The sequence below is a fragment of the Pseudoxanthomonas sacheonensis genome (assembly GCF_031455975.1).
Taxonomy (GTDB): Bacteria; Pseudomonadota; Gammaproteobacteria; order Xanthomonadales; family Xanthomonadaceae; genus Pseudoxanthomonas_A; species Pseudoxanthomonas_A sacheonensis_A.
In genome coordinates, this window is sequence record NZ_JAVDTT010000001.1 from 936,358 (window position 1) to 954,855 (window position 18,498).

Sequence of the window (18,498 nt, forward strand, 5' to 3'; positions counted from 1 at the left end):
GGCAAATAGCTCCGCCGCCGGCTTCGGAAGGTCGGGCGTGAAGCTCCGGGCTTCGCGAAAACGAGGCTTGCAGGCTAGCGAACGGGTGAAAAAGAGCCAAAGGTGGGATTCCGCAGGCCATGCATAGGATTCCAAGCCCCATGCGCAAGGCGGAACGTGCCGATGTCGGCACGTTACAGGTCGCACCTACTGCTTTTGGGCCGGGTGGCGAAGCTCGAGCCCAGGCTGATCCCACGGGAAGGTATGATCGAAAGAAGAAGGGAAGGGCGACCGACTGGGTTGGTGCAGGACTGACATACGGACGGCAATCAATGATTCGGCGGCCTTTACCTGGCCTTGCGTGCTTTGGCTTTTTCTCACTCGTGATCTTTCTGTTTGTTCGCTACTGAAGGCTCCGGCGCACCCTCTCCCGGCCTTCGGCCACCCTCTCCCATCAAGGGAGAGGGGAGTCAACGTAGTCTCTCCGAAGTCATTACAACCGGAAACATGGCAGTGGTGGGCCAGGGCCCACCCTACGGCTGATCGTTGGGTCAGTTGTCGATCCGCATGCAAATCGTTCGTCGTATCCATAGGACCGCTCGGGTCCGCCGAGTCGGAGAACACTATGCGCAAACTCATCGTCGCCGAACACCTCAGTCTGGATGGCGTGATTCAAGGCCCCGGCGGGCCTGAAGAAGATCCCAGCGGCGAATTCCGCCTCGGCGGCTGGACGGTACCGTATTCCGACGAAGCCATCGGCCAGAACTTGCAGGACCTGTTCTCGCAGCCGTTCGAGTTGCTATTAGGGCGCCGCACCTACGACATATGGGCGGCGTACTGGCCGCACGTACGAGCCGGCAATGCAATCGCCGACCGGTTCAACAGCGTGCCCAAGCACGTGGCCACTCATCGACCCGACACGCTGGACTGGCACAACAGCCATGCGCTGCAGGGCGACCTGGCCGACGCGGTACGCGCGCTCAAAAAGCAGGACGGCGCCAACCTGATGACGTGGGGCAGCGGCGATATGGTGCGCCAACTGCTTGCCGCCGGGTTGGTGGACGAGTTCCGGCTCATGATTTATCCCGTCGTACTTGGGCGCGGCAAGCGCCTGTTCGACGACAACGCACAACCGTCGGCCTTCGCCGTGACCCACTCGACCCGCACGGCCAGTGGCGTGCTGCTCGCCCGCTATGCATGCAGCGGCGGGGTGCGTACAGGAACGTTCAAAGATTCTGAGTGATCTAGCCCGGGTAGAACCGTGCGGATTATTCTTGTTGAGTTGATGTCGTCGGTCGCTTATAAATCGTGCAGGGTCGCCGGCACATCGGCTAGCGCGGCCGGGGATTTTAAGAGATTGGACGGTAGATCGTCGGCAATACCAGGGTCGGGAGGACCGCGCATGGGCAAGGTGAAGCAATTATTCCAGGTCATCAGCTATCTGCAGTACCCGCTGCTGCTGGTTGCGCTGGGTTATGTGGTCTATCCGTACTTCGCGGGTTTCGAAAAATTCTGGACATCCATCAATAGTGCGCTGATCTTCAGCGGGCTGGCGATCAGTTTTTCGACGCTGCAGGACACCACCAAGACGCAGAACAATTTCTCCAAGAAGATATGGGAGGACCCGCGCAAGGGGACGCTCGCGCTGATGGTGATCTCGGGCACGACGCTGCTCTTTCTAGCTCTGGGGATGTTCGGCTTTTTCGTTTCCAAGGGCGGCATCCTCAAGGAAGTCAGCTTCGGCGTGCTGATGCTGGGGCTTGGATACGTCGGGCTGTTGAAGGCGGCCATCGAGATGCATGAGCACCATCGGATAGTGGCTACGGCCGTACGCCCGGCAGAGCCCGCATAAGGCGAACCTCGCATCGCTTGCGGCGGTTCCGTCTTACGGGTTCTCAAAGCGACCCGCCGACTCACGATCGCGTTCGTATCGTCTGGCGAGCGGAAACAGCGGCAACCAGGACTCGCGACGAAGGGTCCAGAGCTCGTAGGTCGGCCTCAGTTGGTCGGGAGCATCCAGCGTTCCCAGGTTCACTTCGACTTCGTCCGCACTGCGCCCGAAAACCGACGAGCCGCAGCGGGGGCAGAAGAACCGCCCGGCGTAGTCGCGTGTCTCGCCCTCGATCGTCACCGCCTCCTGCGGGAACACCGCCGAAGCATGGAAGAGGGCCCCATGATGCTTACGGCAATCGAGACAGTGACAAAGGCCGACCCGGTAGGGGCGTCCCGACGCCACGATGCGGACGTTGCCGCACAGGCAACCACCGGTGAATCGTTCCATGCTGCGTCTCCTCTAAAAACAAGTGCCGTAGCGCGGGTAGAGCGTAGCGGATCATCGCCTGCGGCGGCTCCCCCTTTCGGATTCGCCCGCCGCTGCTGGAAGCAATAATTGGAACCGGATTCTCCCAGGCCCGGTCATGGCTGCAGTAACGTGTGCCACGCACGCAAACCGCCGAACAACTTCCAATCGAAGGATCGAACCTCATGACCGCTCTGCTACCCGCCGAACTCGCCTGGTACGCCACCGGCCGCTTCTATCGCACCAACGATGGCTCGCTGGCCGATTACGGTTACTTCCTGCATCTGCCCCTATTCGACGTGCCGCTCTTCGACGGCCAACCCGGGGAGACGACCGCGCATTTCACCTTCGCCGCCACGCCGTTCAAGTCGCAGGCCGTGACCAACGGCGCGCTGTCGCTCGGGCTCGATCCGATCGGCGAATTCTCCTTGTACCTGCAGCGGCAACCGGCGGGAAACTTCGACGACCCGGCTTCGTTCGCGCAGGGCGAATGCATCGCCACCTTCCGCCGCGCCAGCCTGGTGGTGGGCACGACGGTCGCCGCCACCCTCGGTACGACAGCGGAGCCGTTGATGGGCGACAACGTGTTCTCCGCGCGCCTGATCGCCAGCACGCCGTTCGAGTTCGGCGGCCTTCGCCACGACGTCGCCTACAGCCTGGGACAGGGCGTCACCCAGTTCGGCACCGCCGCAGTCACCCCCGTGGTTCCGCCGCCGCCGGGCTACGACCTGGTGCTGCCGTTCACGGGATCGGCGATCGCATTGGGTCGAGTGGGGTAAGCCGGTAGTCCGGCCAGCTTCTGCGCACGCTGGCGGTAGATTGGCGGGTGTTTGGCGTCAGCGACAGATCGCGAACGGGTCTACCTTGCTGAGCCGGATGGCTGGAGACCGAGATGTCCTTTAGATCAATGAGTGCCGTTTCCGAGCCGTGCGCGAACTCGAAGACGATTCTTTCGGGTAAGCCCGGTCAGATCTCCAGCGGCATGGTCCCTTCGACCAACTGGCGGCGTGCGCGATCGTGGTCTTTCTTTATCTGCCGCTCCGTCCTGCAGACATCGATGATGCGGTTGCTTCCGACCTTGCGCTCTTGCGCGCAGACCAGTCGGTTGTCGGGATCGTTGTTGATCGTCGCTTCTATCCATTCGAGCGCATTGAATGCCTCGACGCGCTGTTTCTTGCTCAGCTCCGACGCGTAACGCTTATCGCCGATCATGTCGAGCAGCCGCGCCTGTTTCGATAGCAGCCGTTCCTTGGTGACGGTGGGCATGTCCTTGTAGCGTCCAGTGCCCGCCAGCACATCCCCGCGTATCTCTTTCTGTTGGAGCACTATCTGCTCCAGCATGGGCGGCTCGGCGGCCGCGGCCGTCGCGTCGTGGATCCACAACCCGGCAATCAAAAGCGAAATCAGGATCGTTGCTTTCATCTTCGTGTCCCTGCTCCATGGTCGGCAGAGGCAAAATAGCGCACTAAGGCGGCCGCAACCAGCCCGGCAGGCAGGTTCCCCCAAGGCGGCTGCGGGCTTCATCCAAAACACCGCGCCGGGACGGGAAAGTGGAATACGATTCCCCTCAGGATCCGCATAATGCGATGAGGAAAGCCGATATGAGCGAACACGACACCGCCGCCAACAATCCATCAGCCCCCGGGGGGCAGGGCACCGAGATCGCAACCCTTGCCGGCGGCTGCTTCTGGGGCGTGGAGGAAATCCTGCGCGAGGTGCCCGGGGTGATCGACACCGACGTGGGCTACACCGGCGGCTGGCTGGAGAACCCGACCTACGACGACACCCACGACAGCAAGTCCGGCCACGCCGAAGCCATCCGGATCACCTTCGATCCGTCCATCCTGAGCTACGAAGATCTGCTGGAAAAGTGGTTCTTCAAACTGCACGACCCCACCACGCTCAACCGCCAGGGCAACGACGTCGGCACCCAGTACCGGTCCGCGCTGTTTCCGCACACTCCCGAGCAAAAGGCGACGGCCGAACAGGTGATAGCGCGCGTGAACGCCTCGGGCAAATGGAAACAGCCCATCACCACCTCCATCGAACCGGCCGCCACCTGGTACAGCGCCGAGTCCTACCACCAGGATTACCTGCGTAAGCATCCGGGCGGGTATAGCTGTCACTTCATGCGGGACTAGGGTGCCGCAGCAGGGATCGTCCGATCTCAAGAGGCCGAGCAATTGAGATCTACTTGAAGAGCTGAATGCGTATGACTGGTCAGAAACCTAGGCTGCAAACAGTAAAGCGGCTTAGAGCCTTGGCGTTTTTTGGTTTCTCCTGCATGTTCATAGTCGCATTTGGCTTTGACGCTCCGGGCACAAACTGGATCGACTATCTCCTCATTGGTCTTTTCCTGATTACCGTGGTCCTGTCGTTTCTGTCTGCGGGGCACGCGTTCGACTATCTGCATCGATGGTGGATGCTTCGCAAGTGACACTCCTGCCGCTACCCCATCACTGCGACCGTGTATCGATCCGCAGACTGCGGCCGTCCGACCTGCGCGCCTTTCATGCCTATCGCAGCGACCCCGAGGTAGCCAGGTATCAGGGCTGGTCGACCATGTCGGAATCGGAAGCTGCCGCCTTTCTGCATGAGCAAAGCTCGGCCTCCCTGTTGCAGCCAGACCACTGGTGCCAACTCGGCATAGCGACTCGCGGCGACGACCAGCTGATCGGAGACGTGGGTGTTTGCGTCGCCGACGATCTGGAACAGGCGGAGATCGGTTTTTCCCTTGGCGCCCCGTCGCAAGGCAGAGGGTTCGGGAATGAGGCGGTCCGGGCGGTCCTCGATCTGCTTTTCATGCATACCCCTGTTGCCCGGGTGATCGCCATTACCGACGCCCGCAACGTCCCGGCCATCAGACTGCTTGAGCGGGTAGGGATGCGCATGACCAGCACGGTAGATGCCGTGTTCAAGGGGCATCCCTGCGTTGAGCACGTCTTCGCCATTAATTGCGGTGAAAGCTAACGACTCAGGCCCGGCCGGCCTTTGGAAGCCGTTCGGCACGCCGTAGGTTACACCGCAATGAACGCGATGCGTACATTGACGTGCGGATGCTGCCACAGGAAAGAGTAGGGAATTTCCGCTTCCAGATAATGTAAATCGCCGACTAATTCACCTTATAGGTGAATTGCAGCCGAGATGGCCGGACGACCGGCTGTCGGGGAAAGCGAGTACCCCGCGATCTAGCGACCGGCTGGACGCTGACTCCAGCAGCCGCCGCCAATTTGCGCAGAATCGGTTATATGATATAAATGGTATAAATAATTAATAAGGTTTCCGCAATGAAGCGAAATCAACCGAAGGGCGGCAGCCGAAAATCACCGGCGGAAAAGATCAAGTCCGAAAAGATCAAGTCCGAAAAGCCGGTCAAGGCGGAAAAGCCGGCAACGCCAGCGAAGCGGAAATCTTCCCCTATGGCGGCCTTGCCGGCGCAGCCGCCAAAGAAAGACAAACTGGTCCGCGACAGCTTCACCTTGCCGCGCGAGGATTTCGAGTTAATCGCCGCGCTCAAGGACCGGGCGCTGGACTTCAAGCGGCCGACCAAGAAAAGCGAACTCCTGCGCGCCGGCCTGCAAGTGTTGGCAAGCCTGGACCAGGCGAAGTTGCGCACGGCGCTGGACGCGCTGCGCCCGCTCAAAGCCGGACGCCCCAAAAACTAAGCCTGCCGCGACCTCGCGCAAGGCCATCGTCCCGCCGATCCGGCGGGGCAGTCGTCTTTGCGTCATCCCCACCGTAAGACCCTCGACATCATGAAGCTCAAGAACCTGCCGCTCTCTTCTCTGTTCCGCCGTTCGGCCCGTCTGCGCATCGGTGGGCTGATGTTGCTGGCGGTCGCGCTGGCGACGATGTCGGCCTGGCTGCACGCGAACGCGAATTCCGTCGCCTCTTTTGCCGCGCAGGCCACTCCCGGGCAGGAGCATTTCACCGTTACCGACCTGGAATGGACCGATGCCGGCCGTGCGCGGCGCGTGCCGGCGCGTTTGTTCTGGCCGGAATCGGCGAGTACTGGGAAAGTGCCGCTGATCGTTTTCTCGCATGGCATCGGCAGCTCGCGCGATGGATATTCCTACCTGGGGCGGTACTGGGCCAGCCATGGCATCGCCAGCCTGCACCTGCAGCATGTGGGAAGCGACCGCGCCCTCTGGCAGGGCAACGTGTTCTCGCTGGTCGCGCGTTTCCAGCGGGCCGCCGGCGATCAGGAAGCGATCGCCCGCGTGCACGACTTCAGCTTTGCGCTCGATCGCCTGCTGCAAAGCGGACGCGGCGCGCACATCGCCCGCGACCGTATCGTCGCTGCCGGCCATTCTTATGGGGCCAACACCACGCTGCTGGCCGCTGGCGCCAAAGTCGTGCGCGACGGGCGCCTGCTGCAGTTCCGCGATCCGCGCATTCGCGCCGCCATCGTGATCTCGGCGCCGCCTTTCTACGGCGAAAAGGATTTCGCGCCGATCCTGTCCGGTATCGCTATCCCCACCTTGCATGTCACCACCGCCGACGATGTCATCCGCATTCCGGGTTTCGGATCGGGACTCGAGGACCGGCTGAAGATATTCGACGCCACCGGCGGCCCGTTCAAGGCGCTGGCCGTGTACAAGCAGGGTAGCCACAACGTCTTCACCGAGCGGCGTTATTTCGATTCGCTGGAAGTGGCGACCGAGGTCAAGACCGCGACGGAAGGATTGTCGCTGGCCTTCCTCGATCAGGTCTTCGGACAGGCCGATACCCTGGATCTGTGGGAACGCAAACACCGGGCGCTGTTTTCCGAGTACGTGGAGCGCCGCTAGCCGCTATTGGGGCGCTCGACGGTGCCCAGGTTCGACCTGCGGCACCGGACTTTGGTCTTAAATTGAGGGCGCCGTATTTGCCGTATGCTGGGCGGATCGCGGCCCGCTACGCCAGTCATGAACGCTCACTCGAAAGATGCGCCGAAGGATCTGGGCGCCGCTTTGCGCGGCATTGCGGATCACCAATTGACGCGTGCGAGCCAGTGCCTGGGCTGGAAGGGCGGGCATCGGCACAAAGGCGTGCATCAGGCGCGCAAGTCGATCCGGCGGGTGCGTTCGATTCTGGCGCTGGCAGGCGCAACGCTGGGCCCTGGTGCGGAGGCCCTCAGCTATCTGCTTTCCGAAATCAACCAAGGCCTTTCCCGCGTCCGCGACGCGCAGGCGCTGGTGGAAGCGATCGACCACCTTGCGGCCCAGACCCATGGTGAGAAATGGCTGCGGCTTCTGGTCAGGGCGCGTAGAAGCGCGGTCGCGGCCAGACGGATCGTGCTGCAAGCGGCGATCGCCGCGGACCCGGATTTTCTCCAGGCTAGAAACCTGCTGGCAAGCATCAACGTCGCTCTGGACGGACTGGCATGGAGTAGCGTGGCTAACCGCGAAGTCGAAGCCGCGTTTTCCCTGGGCAAGGAAAAGACCCGAAAAGCCGCAAAGAAAGCCCACAAAACCGGCGAAGACGAAGACTGGCACCGTTGGCGACGCAAGGCGAGGCGGCAGTCGCAGCAACAACGGATCCTGGCCGAGGCGGGAATCAAATCCACCGTGGAGTACGACGACAGGGGAATCGCTTCCTTGCTCGGCCAGCAGCAGGATTGTTCGCTGTTGCTCGAATTCTGCGAATCGGACCGCTCGCCGATCCGTTGGACCGATCGCAATCAGCTCAATCGCTTGGTCGAGAAAAAACTCGGATCGCTGCGAAAGACCCTCGCCAGTCAAACGGTCGAAGCCTAGAGCGGACCTCAGTCGCCGATTCCGCGCGGCAGGGCCAAACCGGACGCACCCGCGACCACCTTGCGCACGCTCGAAATCGCGGCGGCCGACAGCGAGTGGCGCGCCAAAGACACGGGAACCTTGCCGCCGACATCGGTCAGGGAGGCATAGGTCAGCCGGGTGCCGGTGCCGCTCGGGGTCATCACCCATTCGCCGCGCGAGCGCAGCGCGATGCAATCCGGCTTGGGTTTATTGCCCACGTAATCGAGCGAAACGAACCGCACCCGGATTTCGCCGTTGGCATGGGCCTGTCTTTCGAAACGCATGGAATAGCAACGCTCGCTGATCATCGGCGTATTGAGCACGTCCGACCAGATCGTGAGTTCCCGCTCGCGTTTGATGAACGTGCGGCGGATGTTTCTGTTCTTCTCGTCCAGGTACTTTCCGAACAGATAATCGGCGACGGTTTGCGGCGAAGCCTTCAGCGAGGTGCTGACGCGCAGTTCGTCGAAGCGCTCGCCCGGAAGCTGCCGGGTCTCCATTCGTATGCCGTCTTTTTCGCTGGCGATACGCCATTGCTGAGCCTGCGCGCGGCCGGAAATGGCCAGTGCGGCTGGCAGGAGCAGCAGCAAAACCAGAAGCCTGATGGCTGCGTGCGGCGCTAGCGCGGCCTGCTTGTGAAATGAAGCCATGTCGCCCCTCTCTCCCCGATTCTGCGCGGTTGCGGAGGATTCGATGCTCATGTCGTGACAGGGTCAAGACAGGATGGTCCTGACGGGCGCCGCCCAGGTCTCATCCATCGGTCGGCGGAGCGGGTCTCCCTTTGTAACAAAGATGCAATCTTTCCTTGTAAACATTCGACTATTCGGGAAATGTTGAAAGATGGATACCGCTCAAACCGTCAACGCCCTCCGTGCGCTCGCCCATGGTCATCGCCTCGCGGCCTATCGGGCGCTAGTGCAGGCGGGGCAGGAAGGATTGGCGGTGGGCCAGTTGCGCGATGCGCTCGATTTGCCTGCCGCCACTTTGACTTCCCACTTGAACCAGCTTCGCGCCGCAGGGCTGGTCACGGACGAACGCGAGGGGCGGGTGATCCGTGTCCGCGCCGACTATGAGCACATGAACGCGTTGCTCGGCTTCTTGACCGAAAATTGTTGCGGCGGCCGATCGTGCGGCGGTCAATCGTATGTTTCTGATCCGAAAGAAAGCATGGCGCTGAATCCCTCCTTGTGACCTCGAGAGCCAACGATGGCAGACAAAATCTACAACGTGCTATTCCTTTGTACCGGTAATTCGGCGCGGAGCGTCATGGCGGAAGCGATCCTGAACGTACTGGGCAAGGACCGCTTCAAGGCGTTCAGCGCCGGCAGCAGTCCGAGCGGCCACGTGCAGCCGATGGCGAAAGAACTTGCCGAGGCGATCGGCTACGACACCAGCCAGGTGCGCAGCAAAAACTGGGACGAATTCGCTGCCGAAGGCGCGCCCGAGATGGATATCGTCATCACCGTCTGCGACAACGCGGCCGGCGAAGCCTGTCCGATATGGTTGGGCCATCCGGCGCTCGCCCACTGGGGCGTTGCCGATCCGGTGGCGGCAACCGGCGATGAGGCCGCCCGCAGGCATGCCTACACCGCGGCGTTCGCCACGCTCCGCCGCCGCGTCGAACTTCTGCTGTCGTTACCGCTGGAAAGCCTCGACCGCCTGGCGGCGCAGACGAAGCTGCGCGAAATCGGGAAGGTTGAAGCCGGATGAGTCCGCCACGCCGGCTCCTGTCCGAGTTCATCGCAACCGGACTGCTGCTCACTACGGTCATCGGCTCGGGAATCATGGCCGAACGGCTGGCGGGCGGTAACGATGCGATCGCCTTGCTCGCCAATACGCTTGCGACCATGGGCGGGCTCTACATCCTGATCGAAGTGTTCGGTCCGATCAGTGGCGCGCACATGAATCCGGCGGTGAGCGCGGTGATGGCCACCCGTGGCGAGTTGCCTTGGAAGTTGCTGCCGGGCTACCTCGTGGTCCAGTTGGCGGGTGCCGCGTGCGGAGCATGGCTCGCACATGCGATGTTCGATATGTCCATCCTCCAATTCTCCGACAAGCCGCGGCATGGCGGCGGGCGATGGCTGGCCGAGGCGGTCGCCACCGCCGGGCTGCTGCTGGTGGTGTTGCGTGCGCCGTCGTCGCGCGTTGCGGCGATGGTCGCCGCTTATATCGGCGCGGCGTACTGGTTCACCTCATCTACGTCGTTCGCCAATCCCGCTGCCGCGTTCGGACGCATGTTCAGCGACAGTTTCGCTGGAATCGCACCGTCCGACGTGCCGGGTTTCGTCATTGCCGAAAGCATCGGCGCGGCGATCGGCGTCGGTATCCACAAACTTCTTGGCCCAGAGCAGAAGATCTGATTCCGGAACCCATTGCGACTGGAGGTCGAGCTTTTCCCGCTAAAGCCTGATCGCCGCCCGCGCGGAATCCGCATCCGCCAACCGCGCCCAAGTGGCCGAGACGATCATCTCGGCCTCGGCCCAGTCGATGCGGTCGCAAGCTGCCACACCGTCCTTGTATTGATGGCACAGCTTGGACTGCAATTCGGCGGGACTCTTTCGGTGGTTGAGCAGGAAAGTGTCGTAGCCGAACTTGAAAGTGGCGATATAGCGTTCGAACTCCAGGCCGGACTTGAAATACGGCCCATCGGGATAACTGCGTTGCCAGTGCAGGAGTTCCCGCCCCAGATCCGGCATCCAGTCCATTGCCGCTTGTGCGGCGGAGTTGTTCATAGGCATAAGCAAGCCTCCGTGGCGTCAGCCATCAGCGTCGCTCTTGCAGCGACATGCCAGCTATACAGCACCAGTCTGAACGCAGCGACCGAATGGCCTTTGCGTACGGTGGAAGCGGGCATTGCGACGGATATCCGTGCAATTCCTCGGGGAATGGTTCAGGTAGGAGCCAACGCAGATCCCGGTTCCGACGATGCGGACTCAGTCGATCCGGTAAACCCGCGCCTTCGGCAGGTCCTCATCCACCTGCAGGAACCAGCGTCCGGCGATGCCGGGGACGACGACGATCTCGGGCGACTCGAAAGGTTTGCGCAGTTTCATGCTGCCCTTGAGCACCTTCCAGTTCTGGCCGTTCTCCAGCTCGAACACGGTGCCGGGTTCCCAACCGCCGACCGAGCCTTTCACGCGGCTGCGGATGGGCTCATCGTTGAGGCCGATCAGGGACGAGGAGGAGGCGCGTTCGGTTTCCGCTTCCGTCTTGCTGGCTTCGACGGCCTTGACCACGTCCTCGCGCAGCAGGCCGTTCAACAGCTTCAGTTGCTCGGGCGACAGCTGGTCCAACCCGGTCGCGTGCAGTTGCTCGGCGGTCAGGCGTTGTTCGATATCCACATAGGGCTGCTTGGCCAGTACGGCGAAAGACGCCAGAACAAGCGTCAAAGCAAGGGCGAACTTTGCGGACATGCCGGTTTCTCCAACGGAGCGGCCAGGCAGCGCCCGGCATTACGCCCAGGCAACAAGTTTGCGTCGGTTTTGTTTCAGTTTGGTGTCACGTAGGTCGGGGCTACGTCCCCGACGTTACGTAATGTTGCGGATTTACGTTGCGTCGGCCACGTAGAACCCGCCCCGTACTTGATACGGGGGCCGACCTACGGAACTGGTGTGTCCGTCATCCCCGCGTTCGCCGGGATGACGATGGTTGAGATCAGAGCTTCGCAGGCATCAAGGAGCCACTGTCTCCAAAATACGCTGGCCGACCGCGGCGGTCTCGGCTTCGACAGCGTCTTCCCGAACTTTGGCAAGCTCGGTCTGCGCCATCAGCAGCGGGCAGTGCACGCTCATGTAGTCGATCTCCAGATTGAGCCGCTCCAGCAGGAAGTCCACGAAAGCGCGCACCTTGGGCGACTGCACGTGGCCGCGTGGGAACACCGCGTTCAATTCGTACTCCCCTCCCGTCCAGCCGGCCAGCACGCGCTGCACATGGCCCATCTCCACGAACGGCTTGACCATCACGTCGGCGGCGATCAGCACGCCTTCGCCGCACAGCAAAGCGCCCTTGAGCGCGGCCGGATCGTTGGCGACCAGGATCGGATTGACGGTGAAGTCGCGATCGCCGACGCCGTCGTTCAAGGTCCACTGATAACTATTGCCGTGGCGATGCTTGGGCATGGCCATGGTGCGATGGTGCTGCAGGTCGTCCGGATGCAAGGGCTCGCCGTGTTTGGCGATGTAGGTGGTGCTGGCGTATACCTGCGTGCGCAGGCTGCCCAGGCGACGTGCGACCAGGTTTGAATCGGGCAGGTTGCCGATGCGCAGGGCGACATCGATCTCGCCGCCGATCAGGTCCAGCGGTTCGTTGCTGAGGATCATCTCCACCCGCACTTCCGGATGGCGCGCATGGAACTCGCCCAGCAGCGGCGCGATCTTGTCGATGCCGATGGAGTAGGGCGCGGTGAACTTCAGCCAGCCGCGCGGGCCGGCGTGCAACTGGCTGACCGCGCTCTCGGCTTCGGTCAATTCGCGGGCGATGCGCTGGCAGTGTTCGTAATAGATGTTGCCGGCTTCGGTAAGGCCCAGCTTGCGGGTGGTGCGATGCAGGAGTTGCGCGCCGAGGCGCGTTTCCAGTTCCTGCACTTTGCGGCTGACCGTGGTCTTGGGCAGACGCAGCGAATTGGCCGCGGCGATGAAGCTGCCGTGTTCGACCACCTTGACGAAGATCAGGGTGTCGTTGAGATCGTGGCTCATGAGGAACTCCCGGTGGGGGTGGTACGGGTATTGGACCGCTGACGGGATTATTATTCCCTTTAATTCGGACTAATCAAGTCCTGATTGCAGGTTTATCTTGTCGGCACGCCCCAAAGAGCCCGCTGCCGCCATGCTGTTTTCCCGCTTCTTCCGCTCCGAGCCGGACCCCGAAATCAACGAAGAGACAACGCTTTCAGAGCTGAAAGCGCTGACCAATCGCTTGTCCGGTACGGCTTTTCGCGAATTCACCTCCCCCCATCGCAGCCAGACCGGCGGCGGGGTGCGGCTTGGACGGAAGGGTCGTGGGACTATCGCTACTATTGGGATTATCCCATCGACGGGAGTAAAAGTCCCATGAGTGGGATATTGAACCCCGAGATCCTGGTGCTTGGCGCCGGCGGCACGGTGGGCTTCGGTGTTGTCGGCGCATTGCTGGAAGCCGGCAGCCCCGTGCTTGCGGTAGGGCGCGACGGACCACGCATGCAAGCGTTGGCCGAACACTTCGCCGGCGAACCCGCGCTGGAACTGATGACCACCGGCTGCATCACCAGCGATGAGGATGCGGCGAAGCTGGTGGCGAACCTGCGCAAACGCAAGCGTCCGTTGCGCGCGGTGTTCGCCAGCCTGGCCAGTCCGCTGGAAGGCGGCCGGCTGATGGACAAGCCCACCGACTTCCTGCGCCGCAAACTGGACATGGATATGCTGCCGCACCTTGCCGCCGCGCGCCATCTGGTGCCGCTGCTGGCCGAGAGCGAAGGCACTTCGCATTACATCCTGATCGGCGGGCCTTACGCCGAACGCGGCTGGGCCGGTTACGGCCATGCCTCCATCACCGCCGCCGCGCTGCGCATGCTGACCAACGTGCTGCACGAAGAGTCGCACCCGTTGGGCGTGCGCGTGCAGATGCTGTCCGTAGATCAGCCGGTGTGCACGCCCGAGAACGCACGCAATGCCTGCGCCGAATGGCCCAGCGCCATTGCCGTGGGCCGCCATGCGGTGTCGCTGCTGACCCGCACCGAGCGCGCGCAGCCGGTGGTGCGTTTCGACGCGGGCCGCGCGCTGACGCCGCCGCAGCCGCTTTTCAACCGTTTCCCTTTCCCCTTGTCCACCCACGAGACCAATCGATGAACGCCATCTCTTTTCTTGAAAACCGTGCGCTACGCACCACAGCGCTGGGCGTGATGCTCGCGCTGTCCGTCGCGGTGATTTCGGGTTGCAGCGGCCAGGCCGCCGAAACCGGGATGCCGCCGCCGCCGGAAGTCAGCGCCGCGCCGGTGCTGATCAAGCAGGTCAGCCAGTGGGACGATTTCAGCGGCCGCGTGGAAGCGGTGGAAAACGTCGACCTGCGCCCGCGCGTGTCCGGTTACATCGACCGCGTGAACTACGAAGAAGGCCAGGAAGTCCGCAAGGGCGATGTGCTCTTCACCATCGATTCGCGCAGCTATCGCGCCGAGCTCGCGCGCGCCCAGGCCGATCTGGCCCGCGCCCGCAGCCAGGCCGAACTGGGCCGCAGCGAGGCGACACGCGCGAAGAAGCTCTCCGATCTACAGGCCATTTCCACCGAGTCCTACGAACAGCGGCGCTCCGCCGCCGCCGAAGCGAAGGCCAATGTCGCCGCCGCCCAGGCCGCGGTCGATGCGGCGCGGTTGAATCTGGAATTCACCCAGGTGCGTGCGCCCATCAGCGGCCGCGCCGGTCGCGCGCTGGTCACCGCCGGCAATCTGGTCAGCGCCGGCGACTCGGCCAGCGTGCTGACCACGCTGGTATCGCTGGACAAGATGCATGTGCACTTCGATACCGACGAACGCACCTTCCTGCATTACGCCGAGCTGGCACGCAAGGGCGAGCGTCCGAGCGAGAACGGTGCGGGTGTGCCGGTGCAGGTCGGACTGGTGGGCGAGGAAGGTTTCCCGCACACCGGCGTGGTCGATTTCCTGGACAACCAGGTCGATCCGGCCACCGGCACCATCCGCGCGCGCGCTTTGCTGGACAACGCCGACCGTGTGTTCACGCCGGGCCTGTTCGCACGGGTTCGCGTGCTGGGCAGCGGCGAGTTCAAGGCGATGCTGATCGACGACAAGGCGGTGCTGACCGACCAGGACCGCAAGTACGTGTACGTGGTCGACGCCAAGGGCCAGGCGCAGCGCAAGGACGTGGAACTCGGACGCACCGCCAACGGACTGCGCATCGTCGAAAAAGGCCTGGCCAGCGGCGACAAAGTGATCGTCAGCGGCGTGCAGAAGGTGTTCTTCCCCGGCATGCCGGTGAAGGCGAAGACCGTGACGATGGGCGCACCAGAACCCGCGCCGAAAGTAGCGATGAAGTAGCCATGAAAGCCCCCTCCCTTGCGTAGCAGGGGAGGGTTGGGGAGGGGTGCTCTTCGCGCTACCTCCCCGAAAGGCAAAAGCTTGCCCCCATCCGCCCTTCGGGCACCTTCCCCCGTGAAACAGGGGAAGGGTTCGACTTCTTGCTTTGCAGGGAGACGGGTTCTCTTTTTCAGATTCTCCAGTTACAGGAAATCCACCCATGGACTTCTCAAGATTCTTCATCGACCGGCCGATCTTCGCCGCGGTGTTGTCGATCGTGATCTTCGCCGCAGGCCTGATCGCGATCCCGATGCTGCCTATCGGCGAATACCCGGAAGTGGTGCCGCCCTCCGTGGTGGTGCGCACTGTCTATCCCGGCGCCAACCCCAAGGTGATCGCCGAAACCGTGGCCACGCCATTGGAAGAAGCCATCAACGGCGTCGAGGACATGATGTACGTCAAGTCCATCGCCGGCTCCGATGGCGTGCTGCAGCTGACCGTCACCTTCAAGCCCGGCGTCGACGCCGATGACGCCGCCGTGCGCGTGCAGAACCGGGTCAGCCAGGCGCTGGCGCGGCTGCCCGAGGATGTGCGCCGGCAGGGCGTGACCACGCAGAAGCAGTCGCCGGTGTTCCTGATGGTGGTGCACCTGGTGTCCACCGACGGCAAGTACGACTCGCTGTACCTGCGCAACTACATGCGTCTGCACGTGAAGGACGAACTGGCCAAGATCCCGGGCGTCGGCGATGCGCAGGCCTTCGGCGGCGGCGACTACGCCATGCGCCTGTGGTTGGATCCGGAGAAGGTCGCCTCACGCGGTCTGACCGCCAGCGATGTGCTGCGCGCGGTGCGCGAGCAGAATGTGCAGGTTTCGGCCGGCCAGCTCGGCGCCGAACCGATGGCCAACGGCAGCGATTTCCTGCTGCCGATCAACGCCAAGGGCCGCCTGAGCACCACCGAGGAGTTCGGCGACATCGTGCTCAAGAGCGGTGCCGCCGGCGAGATCGTGAAGTTGTCCGACGTGGCCCGCATCGAGCTGGCCGCAGGCGATTACACCCTGCGTGCGCGCCTGGACGGCATGAATGCCGCGGCCATCGGCATCTTCCAGGCCCCCGGCGCCAATGCGCTGGAGATCCGCGACTCGGTCATCGCCAAGATGGACGAGATCGCCAAGACCTTGCCGCCGGGCGTGAAGTACGAGTCGATCTACGACACCACCATCTTCGTGCGCGATTCGATCAAGGCCGTGGTGACCACGCTGCTGGAAGCCACCTTGCTGGTGGTGCTGGTGGTGATCCTGTTCCTGCAGACCTGGCGCGCGTCGATCATTCCGTTGATCGCGGTGCCGGTATCCATCGTCGGTACTTTCGCCGCTTTGTATTTGCTTGGATTCTCGATCAACACGCTGACCTTGTTCGGCCTGGTGCTGGCCATCGGCATCGTGGTCGACGACGCCATCGTGGTGGTGGAGAACGTGGAACGGCACATCGAGCTGGGCGCGAGCCCGCTGGAGGCCGCGCATCTGGCGATGAAGGAAGTGTCCGGGCCGATCATCGCGATCGCACTCGTGCTATGCGCGGTGTTCGTGCCGATGGCCTTCTTGACCGGCGTGACCGGCCAGTTCTACAAGCAGTTCGCGGTGACCATCGCCATTTCCACGGTGATTTCGGCGATCAACTCGCTGACCCTGTCGCCGGCGCTGGCCGCCAAGCTGCTGAAGCCTCACGACGCGGCCAAGGATGCGCCTTCGCGTTTGATCGAGCGCCTGTTCGGCTGGCTGTTCCGCCCGTTCAACCGTTTCTTCAAGAAGAACTCGCAGCGCTACGAGGGCGCGGTGTCGCGCGCGCTCAGCAAGCGCGGCGCGGTGTTCGCCGTGTACGTGGTGTTGCTGATCGGTGCGGGCGTGATGTTCAAGGCGGTGCCGGCGGGCTTCATTCCGTTGCAGGACAAGCTGTATCTGATCGCGGGCGTGAAGATGCCGGAAGGCGCGTCGATCGAGCGCACGGACGCGGTGCTGAAGAAGATCGCGACGATCGCGAAGGGAATCGAGGGCGTGGAAAGCGAAGTCGCATTCCCCGGCCTGAACCCGCTGCAGTTCACCAATACGCCCAATAACGGCGTGGTGTTCTTCACCCTGAAGCCATTCGACCAGCGCAAGAACAGCGCGGCGGCGATCACCGCCGAGTTGAACCAGAAGATCTCCGGTATCCAGGAAGGCTTCGCGTTCGCGCTGATGCCGCCGCCCATCCAGGGCCTGGGCAACGGTTCGGGCTGGTCGCTGTTCGTCGAGGACCGCACCAATCTGGGTTACGGCGCGCTGCAGACCGCGGTGCAATCGTTCCAGGGCGCGGCCTCGCAGACGCCGGGCCTGGGCTTCCCGATCAGCAGCTACCAAGCCAACGTGCCGCAGCTGGACGCGGAAGTGGACCGGGTGAAGGCCAAGGCCCAGGGTGTGCCGTTGACCGAGTTGTTCGACACGCTGCAGACCTACCTGGGTTCGGCCTACGTCAACGACTTCAACATGTTCGGCCGCACCTGGCAGGTGATCGCGCAGGCCGACGGCCAGTTCCGCGACAACGTGGAAGACATCGCCAACCTGCGCACGCGTAACGCCAACGGCGAGATGGTGCCGATCGGTTCGATGGTGAACATCAAGCGGACCTACGGTCCGGATCCGGTGATCCGCTTCAACGGCTATCCGGCGGCCGATCTGCTGGGCGACGCCGACCCGCGGGTGATGTCCTCGGGTGAGGCGATGGCCAAGGTGACCGAGCTGGCCGGGCAGGTGCTGCCGCCGGGCATGGGCATCGACTGGAGCGACCTGAGCTACCAGCAGGCCACCCAGGGCAAGGCCGCGCTGGTGGTGTTCCCGCTGGCGGTGTTGCTCGCCTTCCTGGTGTTGGCCGCGCTGTACGAGAGCTGGACCCTGCCGCTGGCGGTGATCCTGATCGTGCCGATGACGCTGCTGTCCGCGTTGGCCGGCGTGTGGCTGACCGGCGGCGACAACAACGTGTTTGTGCAGGTCGGTCTGGTGGTGTTGATGGGCCTGGCGTGCAAGAACGCGATCCTGATCGTCGAGTTCGCCCGCGAGCTGGAAATGCAGGGCAAGGGCATCGTCGAATCCGCACTGGAAGCGTGCCGCCTGCGTCTGCGCCCGATCGTGATGACGTCGGTGGCGTTCATCGCCGGCACGGTGCCGTTGGTGCTGTCGCATGGCGCCGGCGCGGAAGTGCGCTCGGTCACCGGCATCACCGTGTTCGCCGGCATGTTGGGCGTGACCTTGTTCGGTCTGTTCCTGACCCCGGTGTTCTATGTCGCCCTGCGCAAACTGTCGGGACGTCCGCTGGTTACACACGGCGAACCCTCCCTGCCGGCGCCGCACGCGGTGCAGGCTTGATTGCGAAAGCAGGAATCGGATAGCGCCGGTTGGCGGCGCGACCCATCCTATCGATTGCATGGGC

At 63.0% G+C, this 18,498-nt stretch carries 21 protein-coding genes; 15 read left to right on the forward strand and 6 right to left on the reverse strand.

The window, feature by feature from the left end; genetic code table 11:
- The first annotated feature begins 604 nt into the window (after window positions 1-604).
- Together J2W94_RS04195 and J2W94_RS04200 are read left to right on the forward strand one after the other, a co-directional pair.
- On the forward strand, window positions 605-1,222 hold the full coding sequence (locus J2W94_RS04195; RefSeq protein WP_310090457.1) for a dihydrofolate reductase family protein: 618 nt from the start codon (window positions 605-607) through the stop codon (window positions 1,220-1,222).
- A gap of 159 nt (window positions 1,223-1,381) precedes the next feature.
- Entirely contained in the window at window positions 1,382-1,831 is a 450-nt protein-coding gene (locus tag J2W94_RS04200; RefSeq protein ID WP_310090458.1) for a hypothetical protein, read from the forward strand.
- Window positions 1,832-1,864: 33 nt separating this feature from the next.
- Here J2W94_RS04200 and J2W94_RS04205 read toward each other — a convergent pair whose 3' ends face one another.
- Window positions 1,865-2,260, reverse strand: a complete 396-nt coding sequence (locus J2W94_RS04205; protein ID WP_310090459.1) for a GFA family protein — start codon at window positions 2,258-2,260, stop codon at window positions 1,865-1,867.
- Between the two features lie 203 nt (window positions 2,261-2,463).
- On the opposite strand from J2W94_RS04205, the gene J2W94_RS04210 reads away from it, so the two are divergent.
- The gene (locus J2W94_RS04210; RefSeq protein ID WP_310090461.1) at window positions 2,464-3,057 is read left to right on the forward strand and encodes a hypothetical protein; all 594 of its coding nucleotides are present in this window, start codon (window positions 2,464-2,466) and stop codon (window positions 3,055-3,057) included.
- Between the two features lie 187 nt (window positions 3,058-3,244).
- Here the strand turns inward: J2W94_RS04210 and J2W94_RS04215 are convergent, their stop codons facing one another.
- Window positions 3,245-3,700 carry a hypothetical protein gene (locus J2W94_RS04215; RefSeq protein ID WP_310090462.1) on the reverse strand — a complete coding sequence of 152 codons (456 nt, stop codon included), beginning with the start codon at window positions 3,698-3,700 and terminating at the stop codon, window positions 3,245-3,247.
- Between the two features lie 179 nt (window positions 3,701-3,879).
- Between J2W94_RS04215 and msrA the strand changes: the two genes are divergently transcribed.
- The 5 genes from msrA to J2W94_RS04240 all read left to right on the forward strand — a co-directional run bounded on the left by msrA (window position 3,880) and on the right by J2W94_RS04240 (window position 8,016).
- A complete protein-coding gene (gene msrA, locus J2W94_RS04220) occupies window positions 3,880-4,419 on the forward strand; it encodes a peptide-methionine (S)-S-oxide reductase MsrA (RefSeq protein WP_310090463.1) in 540 nt (179 codons plus the stop codon).
- Window positions 4,420-4,711: 292 nt separating this feature from the next.
- Window positions 4,712-5,248 (forward strand): GNAT family N-acetyltransferase, encoded by a 537-nt coding sequence (locus J2W94_RS04225; protein ID WP_310090464.1) that lies wholly within the window; start codon window positions 4,712-4,714, stop codon window positions 5,246-5,248.
- A 317-nt stretch (window positions 5,249-5,565) separates the two neighbouring features.
- A complete protein-coding gene (locus J2W94_RS04230) occupies window positions 5,566-5,943 on the forward strand; it encodes a hypothetical protein (protein ID WP_310090465.1) in 378 nt (125 codons plus the stop codon).
- Between the two features lie 90 nt (window positions 5,944-6,033).
- Window positions 6,034-7,068 carry an alpha/beta hydrolase family protein gene (locus J2W94_RS04235; RefSeq protein ID WP_310090466.1) on the forward strand — a complete coding sequence of 345 codons (1,035 nt, stop codon included), beginning with the start codon at window positions 6,034-6,036 and terminating at the stop codon, window positions 7,066-7,068.
- A gap of 117 nt (window positions 7,069-7,185) precedes the next feature.
- Entirely contained in the window at window positions 7,186-8,016 is an 831-nt protein-coding gene (locus J2W94_RS04240) for a CHAD domain-containing protein (protein ID WP_310090467.1), read from the forward strand.
- 8 nt (window positions 8,017-8,024) lie between these two features.
- Here the strand turns inward: J2W94_RS04240 and J2W94_RS04245 are convergent, their stop codons facing one another.
- On the reverse strand, window positions 8,025-8,687 hold the full coding sequence (locus tag J2W94_RS04245) for a hypothetical protein (protein ID WP_310090468.1): 663 nt from the start codon (window positions 8,685-8,687) through the stop codon (window positions 8,025-8,027).
- Window positions 8,688-8,877: 190 nt separating this feature from the next.
- Between J2W94_RS04245 and J2W94_RS04250 the strand changes: the two genes are divergently transcribed.
- Genes J2W94_RS04250 through J2W94_RS04260 form a run of 3 tightly spaced genes read left to right on the forward strand, consistent with a single transcriptional unit; the run spans window position 8,878 to window position 10,397 of the window.
- The gene (locus tag J2W94_RS04250; protein ID WP_310090469.1) at window positions 8,878-9,228 is read left to right on the forward strand and encodes an ArsR/SmtB family transcription factor; all 351 of its coding nucleotides are present in this window, start codon (window positions 8,878-8,880) and stop codon (window positions 9,226-9,228) included.
- A gap of 15 nt (window positions 9,229-9,243) precedes the next feature.
- Window positions 9,244-9,747, forward strand: coding sequence for an arsenate reductase ArsC (locus J2W94_RS04255; RefSeq protein ID WP_310090470.1), 504 nt, complete (start codon window positions 9,244-9,246; stop codon window positions 9,745-9,747).
- Window positions 9,744-10,397: an MIP/aquaporin family protein gene (locus tag J2W94_RS04260; protein WP_310090471.1), complete on the forward strand. Its 654-nt coding sequence runs from the start codon at window positions 9,744-9,746 to the stop codon at window positions 10,395-10,397. The genes J2W94_RS04255 and J2W94_RS04260 overlap by 4 nt, the downstream gene beginning before the upstream one ends.
- 39 nt (window positions 10,398-10,436) lie before the next feature.
- On the opposite strand, the gene J2W94_RS04265 is transcribed toward J2W94_RS04260, so the two are convergent.
- From J2W94_RS04265 to J2W94_RS04275, 3 genes are all read right to left on the reverse strand, one after another.
- The gene (locus J2W94_RS04265) at window positions 10,437-10,775 is read right to left on the reverse strand and encodes a hypothetical protein (protein WP_310090472.1); all 339 of its coding nucleotides are present in this window, start codon (window positions 10,773-10,775) and stop codon (window positions 10,437-10,439) included.
- Between the two features lie 195 nt (window positions 10,776-10,970).
- Window positions 10,971-11,450 (reverse strand): hypothetical protein, encoded by a 480-nt coding sequence (locus J2W94_RS04270; RefSeq protein WP_310090473.1) that lies wholly within the window; start codon window positions 11,448-11,450, stop codon window positions 10,971-10,973.
- A 258-nt stretch (window positions 11,451-11,708) separates the two neighbouring features.
- Entirely contained in the window at window positions 11,709-12,731 is a 1,023-nt protein-coding gene (locus J2W94_RS04275) for a LysR family transcriptional regulator (RefSeq protein ID WP_310090474.1), read from the reverse strand.
- Between the two features lie 97 nt (window positions 12,732-12,828).
- Between J2W94_RS04275 and J2W94_RS04280 the strand changes: the two genes are divergently transcribed.
- The 4 genes from J2W94_RS04280 (at window position 12,829) to J2W94_RS04295 (ending at window position 18,434) form a co-directional block, all read left to right on the forward strand.
- Window positions 12,829-13,089 carry a hypothetical protein gene (locus J2W94_RS04280; RefSeq protein ID WP_310090475.1) on the forward strand — a complete coding sequence of 87 codons (261 nt, stop codon included), beginning with the start codon at window positions 12,829-12,831 and terminating at the stop codon, window positions 13,087-13,089.
- The gene (locus J2W94_RS04285) at window positions 13,086-13,859 is read left to right on the forward strand and encodes an SDR family NAD(P)-dependent oxidoreductase (RefSeq protein ID WP_310090476.1); all 774 of its coding nucleotides are present in this window, start codon (window positions 13,086-13,088) and stop codon (window positions 13,857-13,859) included. The genes J2W94_RS04280 and J2W94_RS04285 overlap by 4 nt, the downstream gene beginning before the upstream one ends.
- Window positions 13,856-15,058: an efflux RND transporter periplasmic adaptor subunit gene (locus J2W94_RS04290; protein ID WP_310090477.1), complete on the forward strand. Its 1,203-nt coding sequence runs from the start codon at window positions 13,856-13,858 to the stop codon at window positions 15,056-15,058. Before J2W94_RS04285 ends, J2W94_RS04290 begins: the two co-directional genes overlap by 4 nt.
- Window positions 15,059-15,257: 199 nt before the next feature.
- Window positions 15,258-18,434 (forward strand): efflux RND transporter permease subunit, encoded by a 3,177-nt coding sequence (locus J2W94_RS04295; protein WP_310090478.1) that lies wholly within the window; start codon window positions 15,258-15,260, stop codon window positions 18,432-18,434.
- Window positions 18,435-18,498: the final 64 nt, after the last annotated feature.